Below are 18,367 nucleotides of genomic sequence, written 5' to 3'. Positions count from 1 at the left end.
GCCTTTAGCCGTTGGCCACCGCTTTTGCCAGCGCATCCGGCTGCATCGGCGAGACTGCCTGCACCAGCGATTCGCGCGTGATTTCTGCAATTGAGCGCGCGCCGGTTAAGGTCATTGCCACACGCATCTCTTTTTCAACCAGATTCAGCAGGTTAGTCACGCCTGCTTCGCCCGCTGCCGCCAGCGCATAGAGAAAGGCTCTGCCCAGCAGAACCGTATCCGCGCCCAGCGCGATCATGCGTACCACATCCAGTCCGCTGCGCACGCCGCCATCGGCCAGAATCGCCAGCTCGCCCTTCACCGCATCCGCTATGGCTGGCAACGCTCGTGCGGAAGAGAGCACCCCGTCCAGCTGGCGTCCGCCGTGGTTAGAAACCACAATGCCATCCGCGCCGAAGCGCACCGCATCACGCGCATCTTCCGGATCGAGAATGCCTTTAATCACCATTGGGCCTTTCCAGAAATCACGGATCCATTCCAGGTCGCGCCAGGAGATCGACGGGTCAAAATTGTTGCCCAGCCAGCCAATATAATCTTCCAGTTTGGTCGGTTCGCCGCGATAGGCGGAGATATTGCCCAGATCGTGCGGGCGACCATGCAGCCCGACATCCCATGCCCATTGCGGATAGAGCGCCGACTGAATATAGCGACGTATGGCCGCATTTGGACCGCTCATGCCGGAATGAGCATCGCGATAGCGTGCGCCTGGCACCGGCATATCCACGGTAAATACCAGCGTCGAGCAGCCCGCCGCCTGCGCCCGTTCCAGCGCATTGCGCATAAAACCGCGATCGCGCAGCACATAAAGCTGGAACCACATCGGACGCTGGATAGCCGGGGCAACCTCCTCTATCGGGCAGAGAGATACGGTGGAAAGCGTAAAGGGAATGCCTTTTTTATCGGCTGCCCTGGCGGCCTGTACTTCACCCCGTCGCGCATACATGCCGCACAACCCTACCGGTGCCAGCGCCACCGGCATCGACAGGGTTTCGCCAAAAAGCTGGGTCTCCAGGCTCAGCGAAGACATATTGCGTAAAATCCGCTGGCGCAGCGCAATTTGCGCCAGATCTTCGCTGTTGCGGCGCATGGTATATTCGTCATAGGCGCCGCCGTCAGCGTAATGAAACAGAAAGGGCGGTACTTTAGCCCTGGCGGCGGCACGGTAATCTTTTGCTGATGAGATAATCACGGTTGTCCTCGCTTACTGTCCGGAATGCGCATACTGCGTGCCCGTCGCGCCTCTTCTTCATGCAGGTTACGCATGGTGGCGTCGACAAATTCAAGATGGTGGATAGTGACGCTGCGCGCGCGGTCGGCGTCGCCTGTCACGATGGCCTGACAGATCGCTTCATGCTGCACTGCCAGCTGACGGAAAATCTCCGGCGCGGTATACATCCGCTGGCGGCTCTGCATGACTGATGACTGCAGCAGATCAAACAGGCCGCGCATCGCCTGCAACAGCACCAGGTTATGCGATGCTTCAGCGATCGCCAGATGAAAACGTACGTCGGAATGGGCAGCCAGGTCAGGATCGTCACGGTCGCTGACCTGCAGCATCATTTGGCAGCAGCGCTGAATATGCGCCTTATCTTCCGGTGTGGCGCGCCGTGCCGCATGCCAGGCGGTGCTGGACTCAATCGCAATCCGCGCTTCCAGTACGTCGTAGCGATAACCTGGATCGTCAGCCAACAACGTACTGAGCGGCATCACCAGCCGGACAGAGGGCCAGTCGTCGCGCTGAGCCGCCACAAAATTGCCGCCGCCGCGTCGGCTCATCAGCACACCTTCGCTGATCAACTTTTGTAGCCCTTCACGCAGCGAAGAGCGCGAAACCGCCAGCTGCTGCGCCAGCTGCCGCTCTGCAGGCAGTCTCGCACCGGGCTGTAAACCCTGCTCGGCGATAAACTGACGCAGCTGCTCTGCCAGCCGATCGGCCAGTCTTATTTCATCCGGCATCGGGGATCATCCACGGGAAAACCCAGGCCTGTAGCGAAGTTATCACCCCGATAATACAGGTGAAAATCAGGCTGTGTTTGACGGTAAAGCGGAAGAGATCGGCCTCCTTACCAACCAGCCCAACCGCCGCGCAGGCGATAGCGATCGACTGCGGCGAAATCATTTTGCCGGTAACGCCGCCGGTGGTATTGGCAGCGACCAGCAGCACTTCAGGCACGCCAATTTGTTGGGCGGTCGTGGCCTGTAGCGCGGCAAACAGTGCATTGGAAGAGGTATCAGAACCGGTAAGAAAAACCCCCAGCCAGCCAAGGAAAGGTGAAAAAAAGGTAAACGCGTTGCCGGTATGCGCCAGCGCCAGCGCCAGGGTGGTGGAGAGGCCCGAATAGTTGGAGACAAAAGCAAAGGCCAGCACCGCGCCGATAGAATAAATTGGCAATGCCAGCTCGCGCAGCGTCTCGGTAAAGGCGCTCACCGCCTGAGCGGGACGCATTTTTAACCAGATAATCGACAGCAGCGCAGCGATAAAGATTGCGGTGCCGGTAGCGGAGAACCAGTCGAATTTGTAGATGGCGGCATAAGGCGTGGCGGCGTCGACCACCGGCGGCACCTTAATTACCAGTTGATCCAGGAACGGCACGGCGAAGGTAAAAACCCAGTGGTAAAACGCACCGCCGGAGGCAAACAATGCCTTAAACGGCGGGATACTCCACAACGTGACGGTAATGGTTAAAAACAGGAACGGCATCCAGGCACGGGTAATCTGCGCCGCGCTGTATCGGGTAGCGCTGCGTGCGGAAGCGGCCGCGTTTTCCTGATTATCGAAGCGGAAAATGCGTACCGGCTTCCAGACGCGCAAAAACAGCGTCAAACAGAGCAGGGAGACCAGAGCGGAAATCACATCCGGCAGCTCCGGCCCCAGAAAGTTAGAGGTCAGATACTGGGCGATAGCAAAAGAACCGCCGGAGACCATTACCGCAGGCCAGGTCTCTTTTACGCCGCGCCAGCCATCCATAATTGCCATCACCCAAAACAGCACAATCATCGTCAGGAGCGGCAGCTGGCGTCCGGCCATTTGGCTGATGGCCATCGCATCTATGCCAGTGACCTGCCCGGCGACAATAATCGGAATACCCATCGCGCCAAAGGCAACCGGTGCCGTATTGACAATCAGGCACAGCCCGGCGGCATAAACCGGTTTAAAACCCAGCCCGACCAGCAGCGCGGCGGTAATCGCCACCGGCGCGCCGAAGCCTGCGGCCCCTTCCAGAAAAGATCCAAAAGCAAAGCCGACGATCAGCATCTGCAACCGTTGATCTTCGGTAATAGAAAGAATGGAGTTACGAATAACTTCAAATTGGCCGGTTTTCACCGTGATTTTATAAACAAAAACGGCAGCAACAATAATCCAGGCGATAGGCCAGAGACCGTAGAGAAAGCCGTAAACGGCGGAAGCCAGCGCCCGATCGAGCGGCATACGATAAAACAGCAGGGCAACAGCCAGCGCGATCAATACGGTAATGGTGCCGGCGATATAGCCTTTTAGCCGCAGCTGCGTTAGGGCGAAAAAGAAAAACAGAATGGGAAGCGCGGCAATCAGGCTTGATAGCCAAATATTATCCAGCGGATCGTAAAGTTGCTGCCATGTTTGCATGCTTACGGTTCTCCTGAGCGTTACGCCTTGTTATCCGATACGGCGGAAAGCGATACCGCCGTCAGACAGGGCATAACCCGCTGCTGGTCTGACCAAAAGGGATAGAGATGTTAAATTATTGTTTATCTCGCGGTGAACAGAATGCAATCTTTGCTTAACGCTTTAATTTAATGATGGAAGAAAAGTCACAAACAGCTGGTTTTGGTAGGACCAATTTGCAGGCATAAAAAAGCGGCAAGGAAAGTTTTCCTGCCGCCGTTAGGATCCGCTGAATTTTTGATAGCAAAAAAAAAAGCTTTCTGGTCAGAAAGCTGGCAAGTCACACAAGAGAGTCATATTGTTTTTATATAGTAATATTGTAAGCGCGCGCTTTTCCGTTATTTTCGGACTGTCCACCTGCGGTATACAGCCCGGGCGACGCGGCGGATTTATTCAAAATTTTGCTGACGCTTTGCACTTTCTTCATGTGAATATCAAGCAAATGGCTGGCTTGCAGATTCATGTCTCGTGCTTTTTGGGTTGACTGCAATATCCTGTTCCAGTGGCCCATCAGCGTCGGCTGTTGCTCATAGGGCGCCTGCAGCTGTAGATCTTTTTCTGTCTGCTTTCTTTGTTCATCATGCCACGCCAGCGTAGCCAACAGGCTGCTTTTGATATCAGAGAGCTGTTGCAGCGCAACAGCATTAACCTGAGCGTGGCTTAACTGCTTAATTTCCTCGGTCAGCACTGCGTCCAGTTCATTAAGCGTATCCTGCAGTTTAATCAGCGTCGTCTGTAAGGTTTGCATCGTTGTTTCTTTTATCGATCGTCGAGAATATTTTGCATCAGCGCCTGAGCAATTTTTTCGTAATCCATTTTTAGTTCGCCGTTACGAATCGCATCTTTAATTTTTTCGACGCGATCCAGATTGATATCGCGCGAGTCATCGACTTTGATCTGCTGTGTTAAGGCGCTGAGTTTGACATCAGTGCCTTTTTCAGACGGGACATTTTCTTTTGGTGCGCTGTTAGCCGGATTCCGTTGAGCGAGCTTTACTTCCTGCTGAACATGGGTTGGCGTAACAGGTTGCGTTTTCAGCGTATGGTTAATGCTCATATTTTTTCTCCGAAACCTGGATGTTTACCTTTTGCGTTACTAATAATATCGGTGTTTTTACGGATACCTAAAGATGAAATTACAAATTTATCCGTACGCTACCGTCGTGATTAACGCTACCCGTTACCAGTTGACCACTTTTCATACGCACCCGCACAGGATCGTTAACTGCGGCATTATCCAGCGCTTTTCCTCTGGCCATAATATGAAAGCCGTTGCCATAAGCGATCACGTCTGTTTCTTCGCCGCGATTGATACGCCAGCTTTTACGCAGCTGATTTTTCGTTAACGGCTGGCCGGTACGCACAGGGCGGGTTAAGACCGCGCCCTGAAGAGCGCTGGGCTGCATAACGAGATCTGCGGGTAAATTCGTCAACGATCCGCTGCGCTGAATGATATCTTCAGGGCCAAGCATACTGCCTTTTTTTAAATCCCTTGCCGCAACCCACCAGCTGCCTTCTGCTTCTATCCGCACCTGAAGAAAATGCTTTTTATTGCCGCAGCGGGCAATGACCGTTCTCTGGCCGGTCAGACGCTGATTACCGCTCAAAGAAAGATATGGATCGGCACACAGCGCAGCTAATTTTTCAGAAGAGGTTAATAAAATTACATGGCGCGTGACATTGGCTGCTATATTTTTTGATGCGTCATTCACTAATGCATTAATTTTCTCTGTTAGCGTATTATTATCAGCCTGTGCTGCAAACGTAAATAATATACAAAATAAAGTTAATACTATGCTTCGCCAAATATGACGTGTTTTTTTCATACGCAACCAGCAGGGAAAGAAATCAGATTAAAGTGATTTACTTGTTTTACGGAAAGGCAGTGTAACGCTATCCTGAAGTAAGTTAATGCGCTAAATAATGTCGCTTTTGTGGCTTATTAAAAATATTGAGGCGATATTTATATCATTTCATAAAATGGATAGAGATTTGTCTTGTTTTCGCAGTATAGATTATTTCTGATTCACCTTATAGTCTCTGCGTTAATCCCTATGTAGCAAATAAGGGCACTCTTTCCATGATGGATAAACTCGATAAGGCATTATATTTTCAGCAGGAAGCATTGAATTTACTGACCCGCAGGCAGGATATTTTAGCATCAAATATCGCTAACGCCGATACGCCGGGTTATTTAGCCAGGGATATCGATTTTTCTCAGCAGCTTAAAAAGGCTGTGGTACAAGAACGCCATCAGGCGCACGCTTTAACCCTTAGCCTGACGGAAAAAGGACATATTCCAGCAGCTGCGCCTGTGCATAATCGGAACGAATTATTATATCGCATTCCCGATCAGCCTGGCGCCGATGGCAATACCGTTGATATGGATCGTGAACGCGTTAACTTCGTGGATAACAACATCAAATATCAAACCAGTTTAACCCTTCTCGGATCTCAAATTAAAGGGATGATGAGTGTTATCTCACAGGGGTAATTGTTATGTCTTTATTCAGCATATTTGATATTTCAGGTTCTGCAATGACGGCACAGTCAAAAAGGCTAAATGTCAGTGCCAGTAATATGGCGAATGCCGATAGTCTGGCCGGCCCGGATGGTCAGCCTTATCGCGCGCGTCAGGTTGTTTTTCACGTTAATCAGGCGCCAGGCCAGGAAATTGGCGGTGTAAAGGTGAGCGACGTGATTGAAAGCGATGCGCCGGATCGTCTGGTCTATGAGCCGGGCAATCCGCTGGCAGATGCCAAAGGCTATGTGCATATGCCGAATGTCAACGTAGTGGGCGAAATGGTGAATACCATTTCTGCTTCGCGCAGTTATCAGGCCAACGTGGAAGTCATGAATACGGCCAAGGCGATGATGCTTAAAACGCTGACGTTAGGTCAATAAGGAGAGTTGAAATGGCCGTTTCGCCGGTAACCAGTACCTATGACGCCCCCAGCAGTAGCAATGGTTCAAGCATCGAGGATATTACTAATAATTTTATGAATCTTCTCGTTGCGCAGATGCAGAACCAGGATCCTACCAATCCGATGGATAACAATCAGCTTACTTCGCTGATGGCGCAGTTTAATACCGCTGCAGGCGTTCAACAGTTGAACAGTACGCTCGGTAATGTCGGTACGCTGGTAAACAGTATGCAGCAGATGAACGCGGCTCAGTGGGTAGGACGCGGCATCTATGTTGAAGGGGACAGTAGCGTTGCCTCTAAGGACGATACTTTTGCTTTTTCCGTCAACAATGATGTCGATAAAGTTAGCGTGGTCTTAACCGACCAGTCCGGCAACGTCTACACCGCCGACTTAAAAGATGTCGAAGCGGGTGTGCATAAATTTACCCTTGAAGATTTAAGCGGTTTCCAGCCGTCTGAGCCGGGATTTGATGGCAAAGAGATCTATAAAGTCTCCTATACCGCCGCCAATCAGGATGGTTCTACTCCAAAAATTATCTCATTAAAACACGCCAAAGTAGAAAGCGTCTCCTTTACCTTGTCCGGTGCGGTATTGCAGCTGGGACTGGGCGGCAGCGCCACTTTGGGCGAAGTTTATTTGATTGAGTAATGACTATTTCAGCGTTGAATGTTAGCGACCAGGAAGGTTAAGTATGAGTTTTTCACAGGGTCTTAGCGGACTGAATGCGGCTTCACAAGCTTTAGATGTTGTTGGTAATAATATTGCCAACTCCCAGACCATCGGCTTTAAATCGGGTTCTATCTCATTTGCCGATGTTTTTGCCGGTTCGCAAATCGGTATGGGCGTGCAGGTTTCCGGCGTCAGGCAGAATTTTAGCGACGGTGTGCTGGGACAGGGCACCGGCAGTCTGGATATGGGTATTCAGGGAAACGGTTTCTTTCGTTTGGTGAGCGAGGCCGGTCAGGTGTTTTATAGCCGCAACGGCCAGTTCAAAACCAATGAAAATGGTTACATCGTCAATGATACGGGCATGCAGTTAACCGGTTATCAGGCCAGCGGAACGCCGCCGACCATCCAGCCGGGCGCGGCGATTGGCCCGATCCAGATCCCAACCGGTCAGATGCCAGCGCGCGCCTCTGACAGCGGCGCGATGAAAGGGAATCTTGATTCTGGCGCGAAAATTATCGACCCGGAAATCGCGTTCGATCCAAAAGACAGCAACAGTTACAACTCAGTCAGTCAGGTTGACGCCTACGACAGCCTGGGTAACCGCCATACCATTAACGTTTACTTCGTTAAAACAGCTAATAATCAATGGAAAATTTATACCAGTGATACCACCGCGCCGGTGGTTGATGAAGCGGGCAAAGCACAGTATCAGCAGATGGATATCGCCTTTGACAGTGCCGGCCAGCTGACGACCAATCCGGCGAGGGTACCGATTGCCGGTGCAGCCTATAACGGTGCGGAAGCCCTGGAATTCGAGCTGGATATGACCGGCATGACCCAGCAGGCCACCGAGACGGCCATGGAAAGTCCGAGCACCACCGGCTATGCGCCGGGCATGATGAATGGCTTTATCGTGGGCGACAGCGGTCAAATCATCGCCTCTTACAGCAATGGTCAACAGCAGCTGTTAGGACAGGTAGTGCTGGCGAACTTTACCAATGCTGGAGGCCTGGCCTCAAGCGGCAATAACGCCTGGACCGAAACGCCGGCCTCAGGCCAGCCGGTTGTGGGCATCGCCGGAAGCGGCAACCTGGGCAACCTGTATGGCAATAAGGTCGAGGCATCCAATGTCGATCTGAGCCAGGAGATGGTCAATATGATCATTTTCCAGCGCAACTATCAGTCTAACTCGCAGACGATTAAAACGCAGTCTGAATTGTTACAGACGTTGGTTAATCTTGGCTAATGGCGGACTGACATGGATCGTGCAATTTACACCGCAATGGGCGCGGCGAACGCCGCGTTAAATCGTCAGGCGGTAACGGCCAATAACCTGGCGAATGTCTCTACTAACGGCTTTCGTGCTCAGCTAACGGCTTATCGTGCGGTACCGGTTAACGGTCCTGGGGATGCGACGCGCGTACTCTCCACTGAATCCACGCCCTATAACGACTACACCATGGGATCGATTAATCAGACCGGTCGCAGCCTGGACGTAGCGATGCCGCAAAACGGCTGGCTGGCGGTTCAGCTTCCGGACGGCAGCGAAGCCTATACGCGCGACGGTAATATTGAAGTCGACAGCGAAGGGCAGCTGCGCGTTAAAGGCTACCCGTTGATGGGCGACGGCGGGCCGCTCGAAATTCCGCCGCAGGCACAGGTCACTATTGCGCCGGACGGTTCTGTCACCGCCTTAGGGGCAGGTGATGAGCCAACCGCACTGGCCCAGATTGGGCGTCTGAAAATGGTTACGGCGCAGCCTTATCTGCTACGCCACGGCGATGACAGCCTGTTTCATGTCGATCCCACCGTGGATGAAAACCCGATATTGCCTGCCGACCCGGCGCTGAGGCTGATGCCCGGCGCGCTTGAGAGCAGCAATGTCAGCCCGGTAAAAGCGATGGTGGATATGATCGCCACGGCACGCGGTTTTGATATGCAGATGAAAGTGATCTCAGCCGTCGACGATAACGAAAAAAATGCCAACCAACTGCTTAGTGTAAGTTAATAAAGGCAAGGAGAAGCCCGTCATGATGCACGCCTTATGGATTGCCAAAACCGGTCTGGAAGCGCAGCAGACCAATATGGATGTGATTACCAACAACCTGGCCAACGTGAGCACCAACGGCTTTAAACGCCAGCGTGCGGTATTTGAAGATTTACTTTATCAGACCCTGCGTCAGCCGGGTGCTCAGTCTTCAGAGCAGACTACCATCCCTTCTGGTTTGCAAATTGGCACCGGCGTACGCCCGGTGGCGACGGAACGAATTCATAGCCAGGGCGGAATGACGCAAACCAGTAATGCGAAAGATGTCGCTATCAGCGGACAGGGTTTCTTTCAGGTGTTGATGCCAGATGGCACCACGGCTTATACCCGCGACGGTGCGTTTCAGATCGATCAGAACGGGCAACTGGTCACCTCAAATGGTTACCCCATTCAGCCAGCGATTACCTTGCCGCAGGATGCAGGCACGCTAACCATAGGCAGTGATGGCCTGGTCAGCGTAACCCAGGCAGGACAAACGGCGCCGCAGCAGGTAGGTCAGCTGACGCTGGCAACTTTTATCAATGATTCCGGACTGGAGAGCATTGGTGAAAATCTGTATCGCGAAACCCAGTCTTCCGGCGCGCCGAATGAAACCACACCGGGCATGAACGGTGCGGGCGCACTGAAACAGGGCTATGTGGAAACCTCAAACGTCAACGTAGCGGAAGAGCTGGTCAATATGATCCAGACGCAGCGCGCGTATGAAATCAACAGCAAGGCGGTGACCACTTCCGATCAAATGCTACAGCGCCTGGCGCAGCTCTGACGATAAAGGACCAGGGCTGCAGCCATTACCGCCGCTGCCCTTTTTATCTGCTCTTACGTAGTGAATATCATGATAAATCCGCCTGACTTTTCGCCGTCCGGGGCGCAGCAAGATGCCGCTCACCGTGCTGCCTTTCTCTGCTTAGCTCGCTTGCCAACGCTGTTTATCGCCGGCGCGTTGCTGGCAGGCTGCGCGGATATAACACATAAACCTTTGGTTGATGGGATAACCAGCGCCAGCCCGATGCAGACGATGCCGGGACCGGTCAATGGATCGATATTTCAGGCTGGGCAGGCGATGAATTACGGCTACCAGCCCCTGTTTGAAGATCGTCGACCGCGTAACATCGGCGATACCCTAACCATCTTGCTGAAAGAAAACGTGAGTGCCAGCAAAAGCTCTTCTGCTAATGCCTCAAAAGATGGCTCTACCGGACTGGGCTTTAGCGCCATGCCGCGCTTTATGAGCGGCCTGTTTGGCGGCGACCGTGCAGAAACGGCTATTAAAGGCAGCAACGAATTCAAAGGCAAAGGCGGAGCCGCCGCCAGAAACACCTTTAGCGGCACCATTACCGTTACCGTGCAGCAGGTGCTGGAAAACGGCAACCTGAGAGTGGTGGGCGAAAAACAGATCGCCATTAATCAGGGTACTGAATTCATTCGTTTTTCAGGCGTAGTGAACCCCCGCACTATCAGCGGCAGCAATACGGTGGTCTCTTCGCAGGTTGCTGATGCGCGGATTGAATATGTCGGCAGCGGCTACATCAACGAGGCTCAACAAATGGGCTGGTTGCAGCGCCTGTTCCTTAACTTCTCTCCTTTTTAGCAGGCTGACTATGAGAATTTCATTTTCCCTCTTTTGTCTGCATGGGCTCTGTCTTAGCCTGGCCCTGCTGCTGATACCGCCAGGCTACGCCGAGCGAATTCAGGATTTGACGACGCTACAGGGCGTACGCAGTAACTCACTGCTCGGCTATGGGCTGGTGGTAGGGCTGGATGGCACCGGCGATCAGACCATGCAAACGCCGTTTACCACGCAAAGTTTGAACAATATGTTGTCGCAGCTGGGGATTACCGTGCCGAGCGGCACCAATATGCAGCTAAAAAACGTGGCGGCGGTGATGGTAACCGCCGATCTGCCACCATTTGCCCGCGCCGGTGAAAAAATCGACGTGGTGGTTTCCTCGATGGGTAATGCGAAAAGTCTACGCGGCGGCACGCTGTTAATGACGCCGCTTAAGGGCGTGGATAACCAGATTTATGCACTTGCTCAGGGCAATCTGTTAGTTTCCGGCGCAGGCGCGCAAAGCGGCGGCAGTCGGGTGCAGGTTAACCAGCTCAACGGCGCGCGCATTAGCGGCGGCGCTACCGTTGAGCGCGAAGTGCCGACGCAGTTTGGTCTGGAAAATGTGCTGAGGCTGCAGCTAAAAGAAGAGGACTTTGCGCTGGCCCAGCGCATCAGTGATGAAATCAACCATCGCTACGGCGCAGGCACCGCAATGGCGGAAAACGCCCGCGTCATCAAGTTATTCGCTCCCAGCGACAATACGGAAAAAGTGCGCTTTATCGCGCGTATTCAGAACCTTTCCGTCAAAACCGGCCCCCGGGAAGCGCGCGTGGTGGTTAACTCACGCACCGGTTCTGTGGTGATCAACCGCCACGTTACGCTGGAAGCATGCGCTGTAGCGCAGGGCGATCTTACGGTAGAGATTTCCCGCAGCAATCAGGTCAGCCAGCCGGATACGCCGCTGGCCGGAGGCGAAACGGCTGTGGTACCGGATACGCAAATCTCATTACGTGAGCAGAATGGCGCTTTGCAGAAAGTGAATACCAGTGCCGATTTGAACGCGGTTATCAGGGCGCTGAACGGCCTGGGCGCCACGCCAAACGACCTGATGTCGATCCTGCAATCAATGAAAAGCGCGGGTTGCTTGCGTGCGCAGTTGGAGATGAACTAATGAAAAGTACCGCTTTCATGCAGGGTGCCGCTTTTGACACCGCATCTCTGGATTCACTAAAGCATCTGGCCAAACAGGATGCGCAACGCGGCTTACAGGCCGCAGCGCAGCAAATGGAAGGACTGTTTGTTCAAATGATGCTGAAGAGCATGCGGGCGGCCAGCTTCAAAGATGGCTTGTTTAACTCGCAGCAGTCAGAAATGTTTACCGCTATGTACGATCAGCAGCTGTCCCAGGATATGGCGGCTCTCGGGAAAATTGGACTGGCTGAGGTCATGGTGCAACAGCTTGGCGGCGTTCCAACGGCAACCACAGGCGGTACGCCAGCTGAATTTTCCTCACGCCAGCTTCCTGCCGGGCGGATATTCTTCCCACCGCCTGCCGCCAGCATGGCAGTTCCTGTCGGGCAAGCGAAGCTGACCGCGCCAGGCGGCGGATTTATTTCACGCCTGTTAGCGCCTGCGGTAGAAGTTTCTCGTCAGACGGGTATTCCGCATCAATTAATCCTTGCGCAGGCTGCGCTTGAATCGGGCTGGGGAAATAAGGAAATACCCCGGGAGAATGGTCAGCCAAGCTATAACTTGTTTGGGATAAAAGCGACACCGGGCTGGAAAGGTGAAACCACGGAAATAACCACAACAGAATATATCAATGGCGTGGCGAAAAAAGTGAAGGCGGCATTTCGTGTTTACCATTCTTATACCGATGCGTTGCACGATTATAGCAAATTGCTCATCAATAATTCACGCTACCAAAATGTTACGCTGGCTAAAACGCCGGAACAGGCAGCGCAAGCGCTACAGGATGGCGGATATGCAACCGATCCACAATATGCGAAAAAATTGATCGACATCATTCAACAAATTAAAAGTAACCTAACGCAGGCGGCAAATGCTTATAAAGTCGATCTGACCTCGATATTTTAGTAGTGGAAATTTTAGAGATTTTAATTTACGCCGATAAATATAATAGGCTCTATTTATTCTGATTTTCTCAGAAATTTCTCACACATGGAATGCGGGTAATTTATGAATCTCTTGTATCTGGCACAAAGCGGCCTGAGTGCCGCCCAGGCAGCATTAAACGTTGTGGGTAGTAACATGAATAATGTTTCTACAGAGGGATATAGCCGTCGGAATATCATTCTGGGCGAGGCAGGGGGGAAAACAACAGCAAACGGCTTCTTTGGCTATGGCGTTCAGGTTAACGGTGTGAAACGTGCTTATGATGGTTTTATTAATAATCAGTTGCGCGGCGCGCAAACATCGTATAGCACTTTATCCAGCCGTTATGAACAGCTTAGTCAAATAGATAATATGCTGGGCGACAAAAGCAACAATGTTTCCGTTTCTCTTAATAATATCTTTGGCGCACTGGAAAAAATAAGTAGCGACCCGGTAAGTATGGCCGCGCGTCAGGAAGCCATGTCGCAATTCAAATCAACTGCCTATCAGTTTCAAAGCAACTCGCGCACGCTTAACGGGCTGGAAAAAAGTACTAACACCCAAATTAACCAGACCGTGACCGATATTAACTCCTGTGCCAAAGCACTGGCGACGGTTAATGAGGCGCTCTATAAATCTCATGCTCAAACCGGCGGACAGCCCGCAGACCTGCTTGATAAGCGCGATGTGCTGCTGAGTGAGTTAAGCAAACTGGTCGGCGTCAAAGTAGATGAAAATCAGCTGACCGGCGAAGTCAATGTTGCGCTTTCCAATGGGCTGCCATTGGTAAGCGGCGATCGTACCTGCCTGTTTGAAGCTGCGCCTTCCGCAGCCAATCCTGCGCAGCTGGAAGTGTCTTATATCGACGCGTCGGGCAATACTATCAAGCTGGATGAAGAGAAGATCAGCAGCGGAAAGCTGGGCGGCCTGTTCAAATTCCGCAACGAGGATCTGGTTGATGCTCGCGATCAGCTTAATCAGCTGGCGTTGCAGATGGCGAATCGTTTTAACGAAGTGAATAAAGCCGGTTTTGACAGTAATGGCGAAGCTGGTACAGATATTTTCACTATTGTCGATCCAACAGCCCTGGTAAATCGTAATAACCAGGGTGATGCCACGCTTGATATCAGCTTCAACGAAATTTCACAGGTTAAGGTACAGGATTACACTCTGGTATATGAAGGGCCGGGTGCCAGCGACTGGTTAATCACCGACAGCAGCGGCATGAAAATTACACCAGAAATCGGCGAGCAGGGCGAACTCTCTTTTGATGGCATGACTATTCAGCCACAGGGCTCGCCTGAGGCAGGCGACAGCTTTATTTTTAATTCCGCAGGCGGCGTAGCTGGAAATATTGCGGTAGCGATCGGTGCTGGCGATAAAATTGCTGCCTCCAGCTCCGATGAAACTGAAGCAGAGAGCAATAACGAAAATATCAAAGATATGATCGCTATTAAAAATGAGGCGCTGATTGGCAAGGCAACGTTAATTGAAGCGTATGCCAGCCTGGTGAGTTCAGTGGGTTCTTCAGTTAATTCCCTGAAAGGCGATCAGCAAGTTGCGGGATATGTTCAAGATCAGCTTGCTCTGCAGCGTCAGGACATATCGGGCGTTAATTCCACAGACGAAGTTATTTATATGCAGATGTATACCCAGTATTACCAGGCCAATGCTCAGGTGTTACAAACTGCAACCACTATCTTTGATACGATTTTAAATATCCGATAAAACATTTTTCTGGCCACCAGAAGCCGCGAGAAAAAAGGGAAAAAGATGCGAATTAGCTCACTCTATATGTTTCAACAACAGATAAATAATATGTCTACAAGCAATACGAAATTTAATAATATTGCTACCAGGCTGGCATATGGACAAACCTTACTCAAACCTTCGGACGATCCTGCCGGCGCATCACAGGCGGTGATTTATCAAAACACACTGGCAAAAATCGAACACTATGAAACCGCGCGTCAGTACGCACAGGATACGCTGGGGCAACAGGACACAGTACTGAATTCGATTGGCTCGCTGTTGACGAAAAATTTGTCAGAGAAAATCGTTGCTGGTGGTAACGGAACGTATTCAGCGGAAGATCGGGCCGCGCTGGCAAAAGAACTGGAAGGTATTCGTAATAACCTGATGGGCCTGGCCAATAGCCGCAGCAGCAACGGGCGTTATATCTTCGCGGGTTATAACACCGGTAGTGAACCCTTCGCAAAAGATGGCACCTATGTTGGCGGCACAACGCCGATTGTACAGGTGGTGGCCGACAGTACGGAAATGCAGGTTAGCCATACCGGTAAGGATCTTTTTCTCTCCGGCACGTCGGATGACCTTTTCGTCGCCCTGGACAGCGCGATCGAAGCGTTAAAAGCCCCGATAACAGATGATACAGGACGTGAAACATTACAGCTTACGCTGGATAAGGTTAACGTTTCGATTAAAAAGAACATCGATAACCTGGGTAAAATACAGGCTACGGTCGGCACTAATCTTCAGCAGTTAGATATACTGGGATCCAGCGCTGACACGCATAAAATAGAAGTTGAAAGCACTCTGCAGGAAACGTTAGGCGCAGATGTCGATACTTTTACCACTCTGATTGGTCAATCAAAAATGGCCGAATTCGCCTTAAACTCCTCATATATGGTATTTCAGACGATGCAACAAATGTCGATATTCAACATGATAAGGTGATCTCTTAACAGAAAAATTAATGGAATAATGGCTTTTTTCTGTAAAACGACAAATTCAGGCAGAATGGTTAAGGATAATCAATGCTAAATAATTTAAAAATCGCCACCGGAATTCATATTGCTATCTTTAGCCTGATATTTTTATTATTAGGCATAGTGGGTTTAGGTTATTACAGCGCCAATACATCAGGCCAACAATTTTCACATTTTATGGAGGTCAGTGAAAACGCATCGGTTCTGAATGATGCGGATGAGGCAATAAATAGACTGCTAGAGAAAATTTACGCGTTAAGTCTGACCACCAGCAAAGGAGAAAAGGCAACGACACAGCAGCTTAGTGAAGCCCGACGGTCGCTTGCTTTGGCTCAGGAGCAATTAAAGCGTTTCTATTCACAGCCGTATCAACAAGATGCTCTTGTAATTGTTGATAAAATTAAACTGCAGGCAGATACGTTAATGGCGCTGCTTATATCGCGACTGGAAAATATCAACCAGGCCGATAATGCTGTTCGCGAAATGAATAAAATTTCCGCCGCTCGCAACCTTTTTGAAAACGAAGTGAAGCAGTACAGGGCCCGCTTCGAAGCATTAATCACTACGATAGAAGTGGAAGCGAACGCCAACAACAGCCGCTTCAATACGCTGGCGATTAGCGCCGGGATTATTGCGTTGGGGTTGGTGATTGGCATGCGCCTGTGGCTTAAACGCGAGCTGTTTCGACGTCTGGATGAGACAGTAAAAACCTTTCAGTCTATGGCGACCGGTAAGCTGGACGAAGAGATCCCTGCGGGTAAGATGAATGAAATCGGCTTGATGTTTATTGAACTGGAGAAATTGCGTCAGTGGGTGACGATGACCGTCTCGTCTATTCGAAATGGTGTAAGCCGCATTAACGCTTCAGCGCAGGAAATTGTTAGCGGCAATAACGAGCTCTCCTCGCGAACGGAACAACAGGCATCTTCTTTGCAGCAGACCGCAGCCAGTATGGAAGAGCTGAAAATTACGGTGCGACAGAATGCGGATAATGCGCATACGGCGCGTCAATTAGCTGAAAGTGCCAGCGGCAGTGCACGTAACGGCGGTGAGGTCATGGAGAGCCTTGATGCCATTATGCATCGGATCATTATCAGCTCACGTCAAATTGACGATATCAATAGCGTGATTGACAGCATCGCCAATCAAACGAATATCCTGGCGCTGAATGCGGCGGTGGAAGCGGCACGAGCTGGCGAGCAGGGGCGTGGATTTGCTGTAGTGGCAGGGGAAGTACGTAACCTGGCGAAGCGCAGCGCCGATGCGGCGAAGGAGATTCGCTCGCTGATTAATACCTGTGTGGCGGATATGCATTCCGGGTCGCAGGAAGTTGAGCAGGCGGGAAAGGCAATACAGCATATTATTCAGTCAGTTTCGCAGGTGGCGGATATTATGGCGGAGATTGCTTCCGCTTCCGACGAACAGAGTTCTGGCATTAATCAAATTGCTCAGGCGGTGAACGAACTCGATTCGGTTACCCAACAAAATGCCACGATGGTCGAGCAGGCGGCAGCGGCGGCAATCAGTATGGAAGAGCATGCGGGGCAGTTGGGCAGTATGGTTGCGCATATCAAGTTAAAAGATGAAACAAGTTATACGGCTATAGACTATCAGCCATTATTAACACCCACTGTGCTTTTACCTGAAACACAGCGCAAAAAAAACGAGCTGGATCACATTAATCCTGTAGAGGAATGGGAAAGCTTTTGAATTAATTACTTTTAACGTTAAGGGTAATATAATTTTCCAATAAGCCGTGCGGAAATCGTTTTTATGTAGGGAATTAGTGGAATTTGTGCGGCCTTATTGAACTATATATACCCTGGCCAATGAAAGATAATTAAACTATACCCGTGGCAGGATGGACAATGTCATTGTGAATGAATTATATACCCCTGAAGGTATGGTAGACAAAAATGCATTATGGAAAAAGTATGCTTTCCTGGTGCGCCATGAAGCGCTAAGGTTGCAGGTGCGTTTACCTACCTCCGTGGAACTGGATGATTTGATTCAGGTGGGCGCAATCGCTCTTCTCAACGCCATCGATCATTTTGATCCTAAAAAAGGCATTGTTTTTAGCACTTACATTACACAGCGTATACGTTGGGCTTTAATAGATGAACTGCGCGAACGTGATTGGGTACCGCGCCGTATTCGCACTAACGCCAGAGAAATTGCCGGGGTGATTCATCGCATTGAGCAAGCCACTGGCAAAGCCGCTAAAGAAGCGGATATTGCGGCTGAGATGAATATAACCCTTAGTGATTACAGGCAGATGCTGGCAGATACTAATGTCAGCCAAATCTGTTCACTTGATGAGCTGCAAGAAGAGCTGGCGGACAGGTTCGAACAACCTGATATACAACATGAAAAGTTTAATCCGCTCAATAAAATCACTCAGCAAAAACTACTTAAAAAGATTGCTGATGAGATTAAGAAACTACCCGAAAGGGAGCAGGTATTGTTGAATCTCTACTACCAACAAGAGTTAAATATGAAAGAAATCGGGAAAATACTTGAAATAACGGAAACACGGGTAAGCCAGTTGCACAGCCAGGCAATAAAAAGAATACGTGCACGCTTGCAATGATGGCTTTGATTGTTAAATTAGATAAGTATTTTAGTGATTTTAATTATCTTCTTTAAGCGAGTGATAACATTCAAATCTCTCATTGTTGCTGAT

The 18,367-nt window shown here is 50.7% G+C and carries 19 protein-coding genes; 13 read left to right on the top strand and 6 right to left on the bottom strand.

Going from position 1 to position 18,367, the window contains the following annotated elements; all coding sequences use genetic code 11:
- Positions 1-4: 4 nt before the first annotated feature.
- The 6 genes from lldD to flgA form a co-directional block, all read right to left on the bottom strand.
- Positions 5-1,189: an FMN-dependent L-lactate dehydrogenase LldD gene (gene lldD / locus ACQE3Y_RS08630; RefSeq protein WP_250651304.1), complete on the bottom strand. Its 1,185-nt coding sequence runs from the start codon at positions 1,187-1,189 to the stop codon at positions 5-7.
- Entirely contained in the window at positions 1,186-1,956 is a 771-nt protein-coding gene (gene lldR, locus ACQE3Y_RS08625) for a transcriptional regulator LldR (RefSeq protein ID WP_426973810.1), read from the bottom strand. The genes lldD and lldR overlap by 4 nt, the downstream gene beginning before the upstream one ends.
- A complete protein-coding gene (lldP, locus tag ACQE3Y_RS08620; protein WP_426981442.1) occupies positions 1,946-3,607 on the bottom strand; it encodes an L-lactate permease in 1,662 nt (553 codons plus the stop codon). The genes lldR and lldP overlap by 11 nt, the downstream gene beginning before the upstream one ends.
- Positions 3,608-3,950: 343 nt before the next feature.
- Complete coding sequence (locus tag ACQE3Y_RS08615; RefSeq protein WP_426973812.1) at positions 3,951-4,394, bottom strand: flagella synthesis protein FlgN; 444 nt, start codon at positions 4,392-4,394, stop codon at positions 3,951-3,953.
- An 11-nt stretch (positions 4,395-4,405) separates the two neighbouring features.
- A complete protein-coding gene (gene flgM / locus ACQE3Y_RS08610; RefSeq protein WP_426981441.1) occupies positions 4,406-4,702 on the bottom strand; it encodes a flagellar biosynthesis anti-sigma factor FlgM in 297 nt (98 codons plus the stop codon).
- Between the two features lie 79 nt (positions 4,703-4,781).
- Positions 4,782-5,471: a flagellar basal body P-ring formation chaperone FlgA gene (gene flgA / locus ACQE3Y_RS08605; protein ID WP_426973814.1), complete on the bottom strand. Its 690-nt coding sequence runs from the start codon at positions 5,469-5,471 to the stop codon at positions 4,782-4,784.
- Between the two features lie 254 nt (positions 5,472-5,725).
- Between flgA and flgB the strand changes: the two genes are divergently transcribed.
- From flgB to ACQE3Y_RS08540, 13 genes are all read left to right on the top strand, one after another.
- Positions 5,726-6,139 carry a flagellar basal body rod protein FlgB gene (gene flgB / locus ACQE3Y_RS08600; protein ID WP_426973815.1) on the top strand — a complete coding sequence of 138 codons (414 nt, stop codon included), beginning with the start codon at positions 5,726-5,728 and terminating at the stop codon, positions 6,137-6,139.
- 5 nt (positions 6,140-6,144) lie between these two features.
- Positions 6,145-6,549: a flagellar basal body rod protein FlgC gene (gene flgC / locus ACQE3Y_RS08595; RefSeq protein ID WP_250651311.1), complete on the top strand. Its 405-nt coding sequence runs from the start codon at positions 6,145-6,147 to the stop codon at positions 6,547-6,549.
- 11 nt (positions 6,550-6,560) lie between these two features.
- Positions 6,561-7,220, top strand: coding sequence for a flagellar hook assembly protein FlgD (locus ACQE3Y_RS08590; protein ID WP_426981440.1), 660 nt, complete (start codon positions 6,561-6,563; stop codon positions 7,218-7,220).
- A 43-nt stretch (positions 7,221-7,263) separates the two neighbouring features.
- Complete coding sequence (flgE, locus tag ACQE3Y_RS08585) at positions 7,264-8,487, top strand: flagellar hook protein FlgE (protein ID WP_426973817.1); 1,224 nt, start codon at positions 7,264-7,266, stop codon at positions 8,485-8,487.
- 12 nt (positions 8,488-8,499) lie between these two features.
- Positions 8,500-9,249, top strand: coding sequence for a flagellar basal body rod protein FlgF (locus tag ACQE3Y_RS08580; protein ID WP_426981439.1), 750 nt, complete (start codon positions 8,500-8,502; stop codon positions 9,247-9,249).
- 22 nt (positions 9,250-9,271) lie between these two features.
- Positions 9,272-10,054 (top strand): flagellar basal-body rod protein FlgG, encoded by a 783-nt coding sequence (flgG, locus tag ACQE3Y_RS08575; RefSeq protein WP_426973819.1) that lies wholly within the window; start codon positions 9,272-9,274, stop codon positions 10,052-10,054.
- 69 nt (positions 10,055-10,123) lie between these two features.
- A complete protein-coding gene (locus tag ACQE3Y_RS08570) occupies positions 10,124-10,879 on the top strand; it encodes a flagellar basal body L-ring protein FlgH (protein WP_426973820.1) in 756 nt (251 codons plus the stop codon).
- Positions 10,880-10,889: 10 nt separating this feature from the next.
- Positions 10,890-12,011, top strand: a complete 1,122-nt coding sequence (locus tag ACQE3Y_RS08565) for a flagellar basal body P-ring protein FlgI (RefSeq protein ID WP_426973821.1) — start codon at positions 10,890-10,892, stop codon at positions 12,009-12,011.
- The gene (gene flgJ, locus ACQE3Y_RS08560) at positions 12,011-12,937 is read left to right on the top strand and encodes a flagellar assembly peptidoglycan hydrolase FlgJ (protein WP_426973822.1); all 927 of its coding nucleotides are present in this window, start codon (positions 12,011-12,013) and stop codon (positions 12,935-12,937) included. Before ACQE3Y_RS08565 ends, flgJ begins: the two co-directional genes overlap by 1 nt.
- Positions 12,938-13,039: 102 nt before the next feature.
- Positions 13,040-14,683, top strand: coding sequence for a flagellar hook-associated protein FlgK (gene flgK, locus ACQE3Y_RS08555; protein ID WP_426981438.1), 1,644 nt, complete (start codon positions 13,040-13,042; stop codon positions 14,681-14,683).
- Between the two features lie 45 nt (positions 14,684-14,728).
- Positions 14,729-15,652, top strand: coding sequence for a flagellar hook-associated protein FlgL (gene flgL, locus ACQE3Y_RS08550; protein WP_426973824.1), 924 nt, complete (start codon positions 14,729-14,731; stop codon positions 15,650-15,652).
- Between the two features lie 80 nt (positions 15,653-15,732).
- Positions 15,733-17,394, top strand: a complete 1,662-nt coding sequence (locus tag ACQE3Y_RS08545) for a methyl-accepting chemotaxis protein (RefSeq protein ID WP_426981437.1) — start codon at positions 15,733-15,735, stop codon at positions 17,392-17,394.
- Between the two features lie 166 nt (positions 17,395-17,560).
- Positions 17,561-18,274 (top strand): RNA polymerase sigma factor FliA, encoded by a 714-nt coding sequence (locus tag ACQE3Y_RS08540; RefSeq protein WP_426974071.1) that lies wholly within the window; start codon positions 17,561-17,563, stop codon positions 18,272-18,274.
- The last annotated feature ends 93 nt before the right edge of the window (positions 18,275-18,367 follow it).

This window comes from Pantoea sp. FN0305 (genome assembly GCF_050113845.1).
GTDB lineage: Bacteria > Pseudomonadota > Gammaproteobacteria > Enterobacterales > Enterobacteriaceae > Mixta > Mixta alhagi.
The sequence above is the reverse complement of the archived record's forward strand: the minus strand, read 5'-3'. Positions and strand labels throughout refer to the sequence as shown.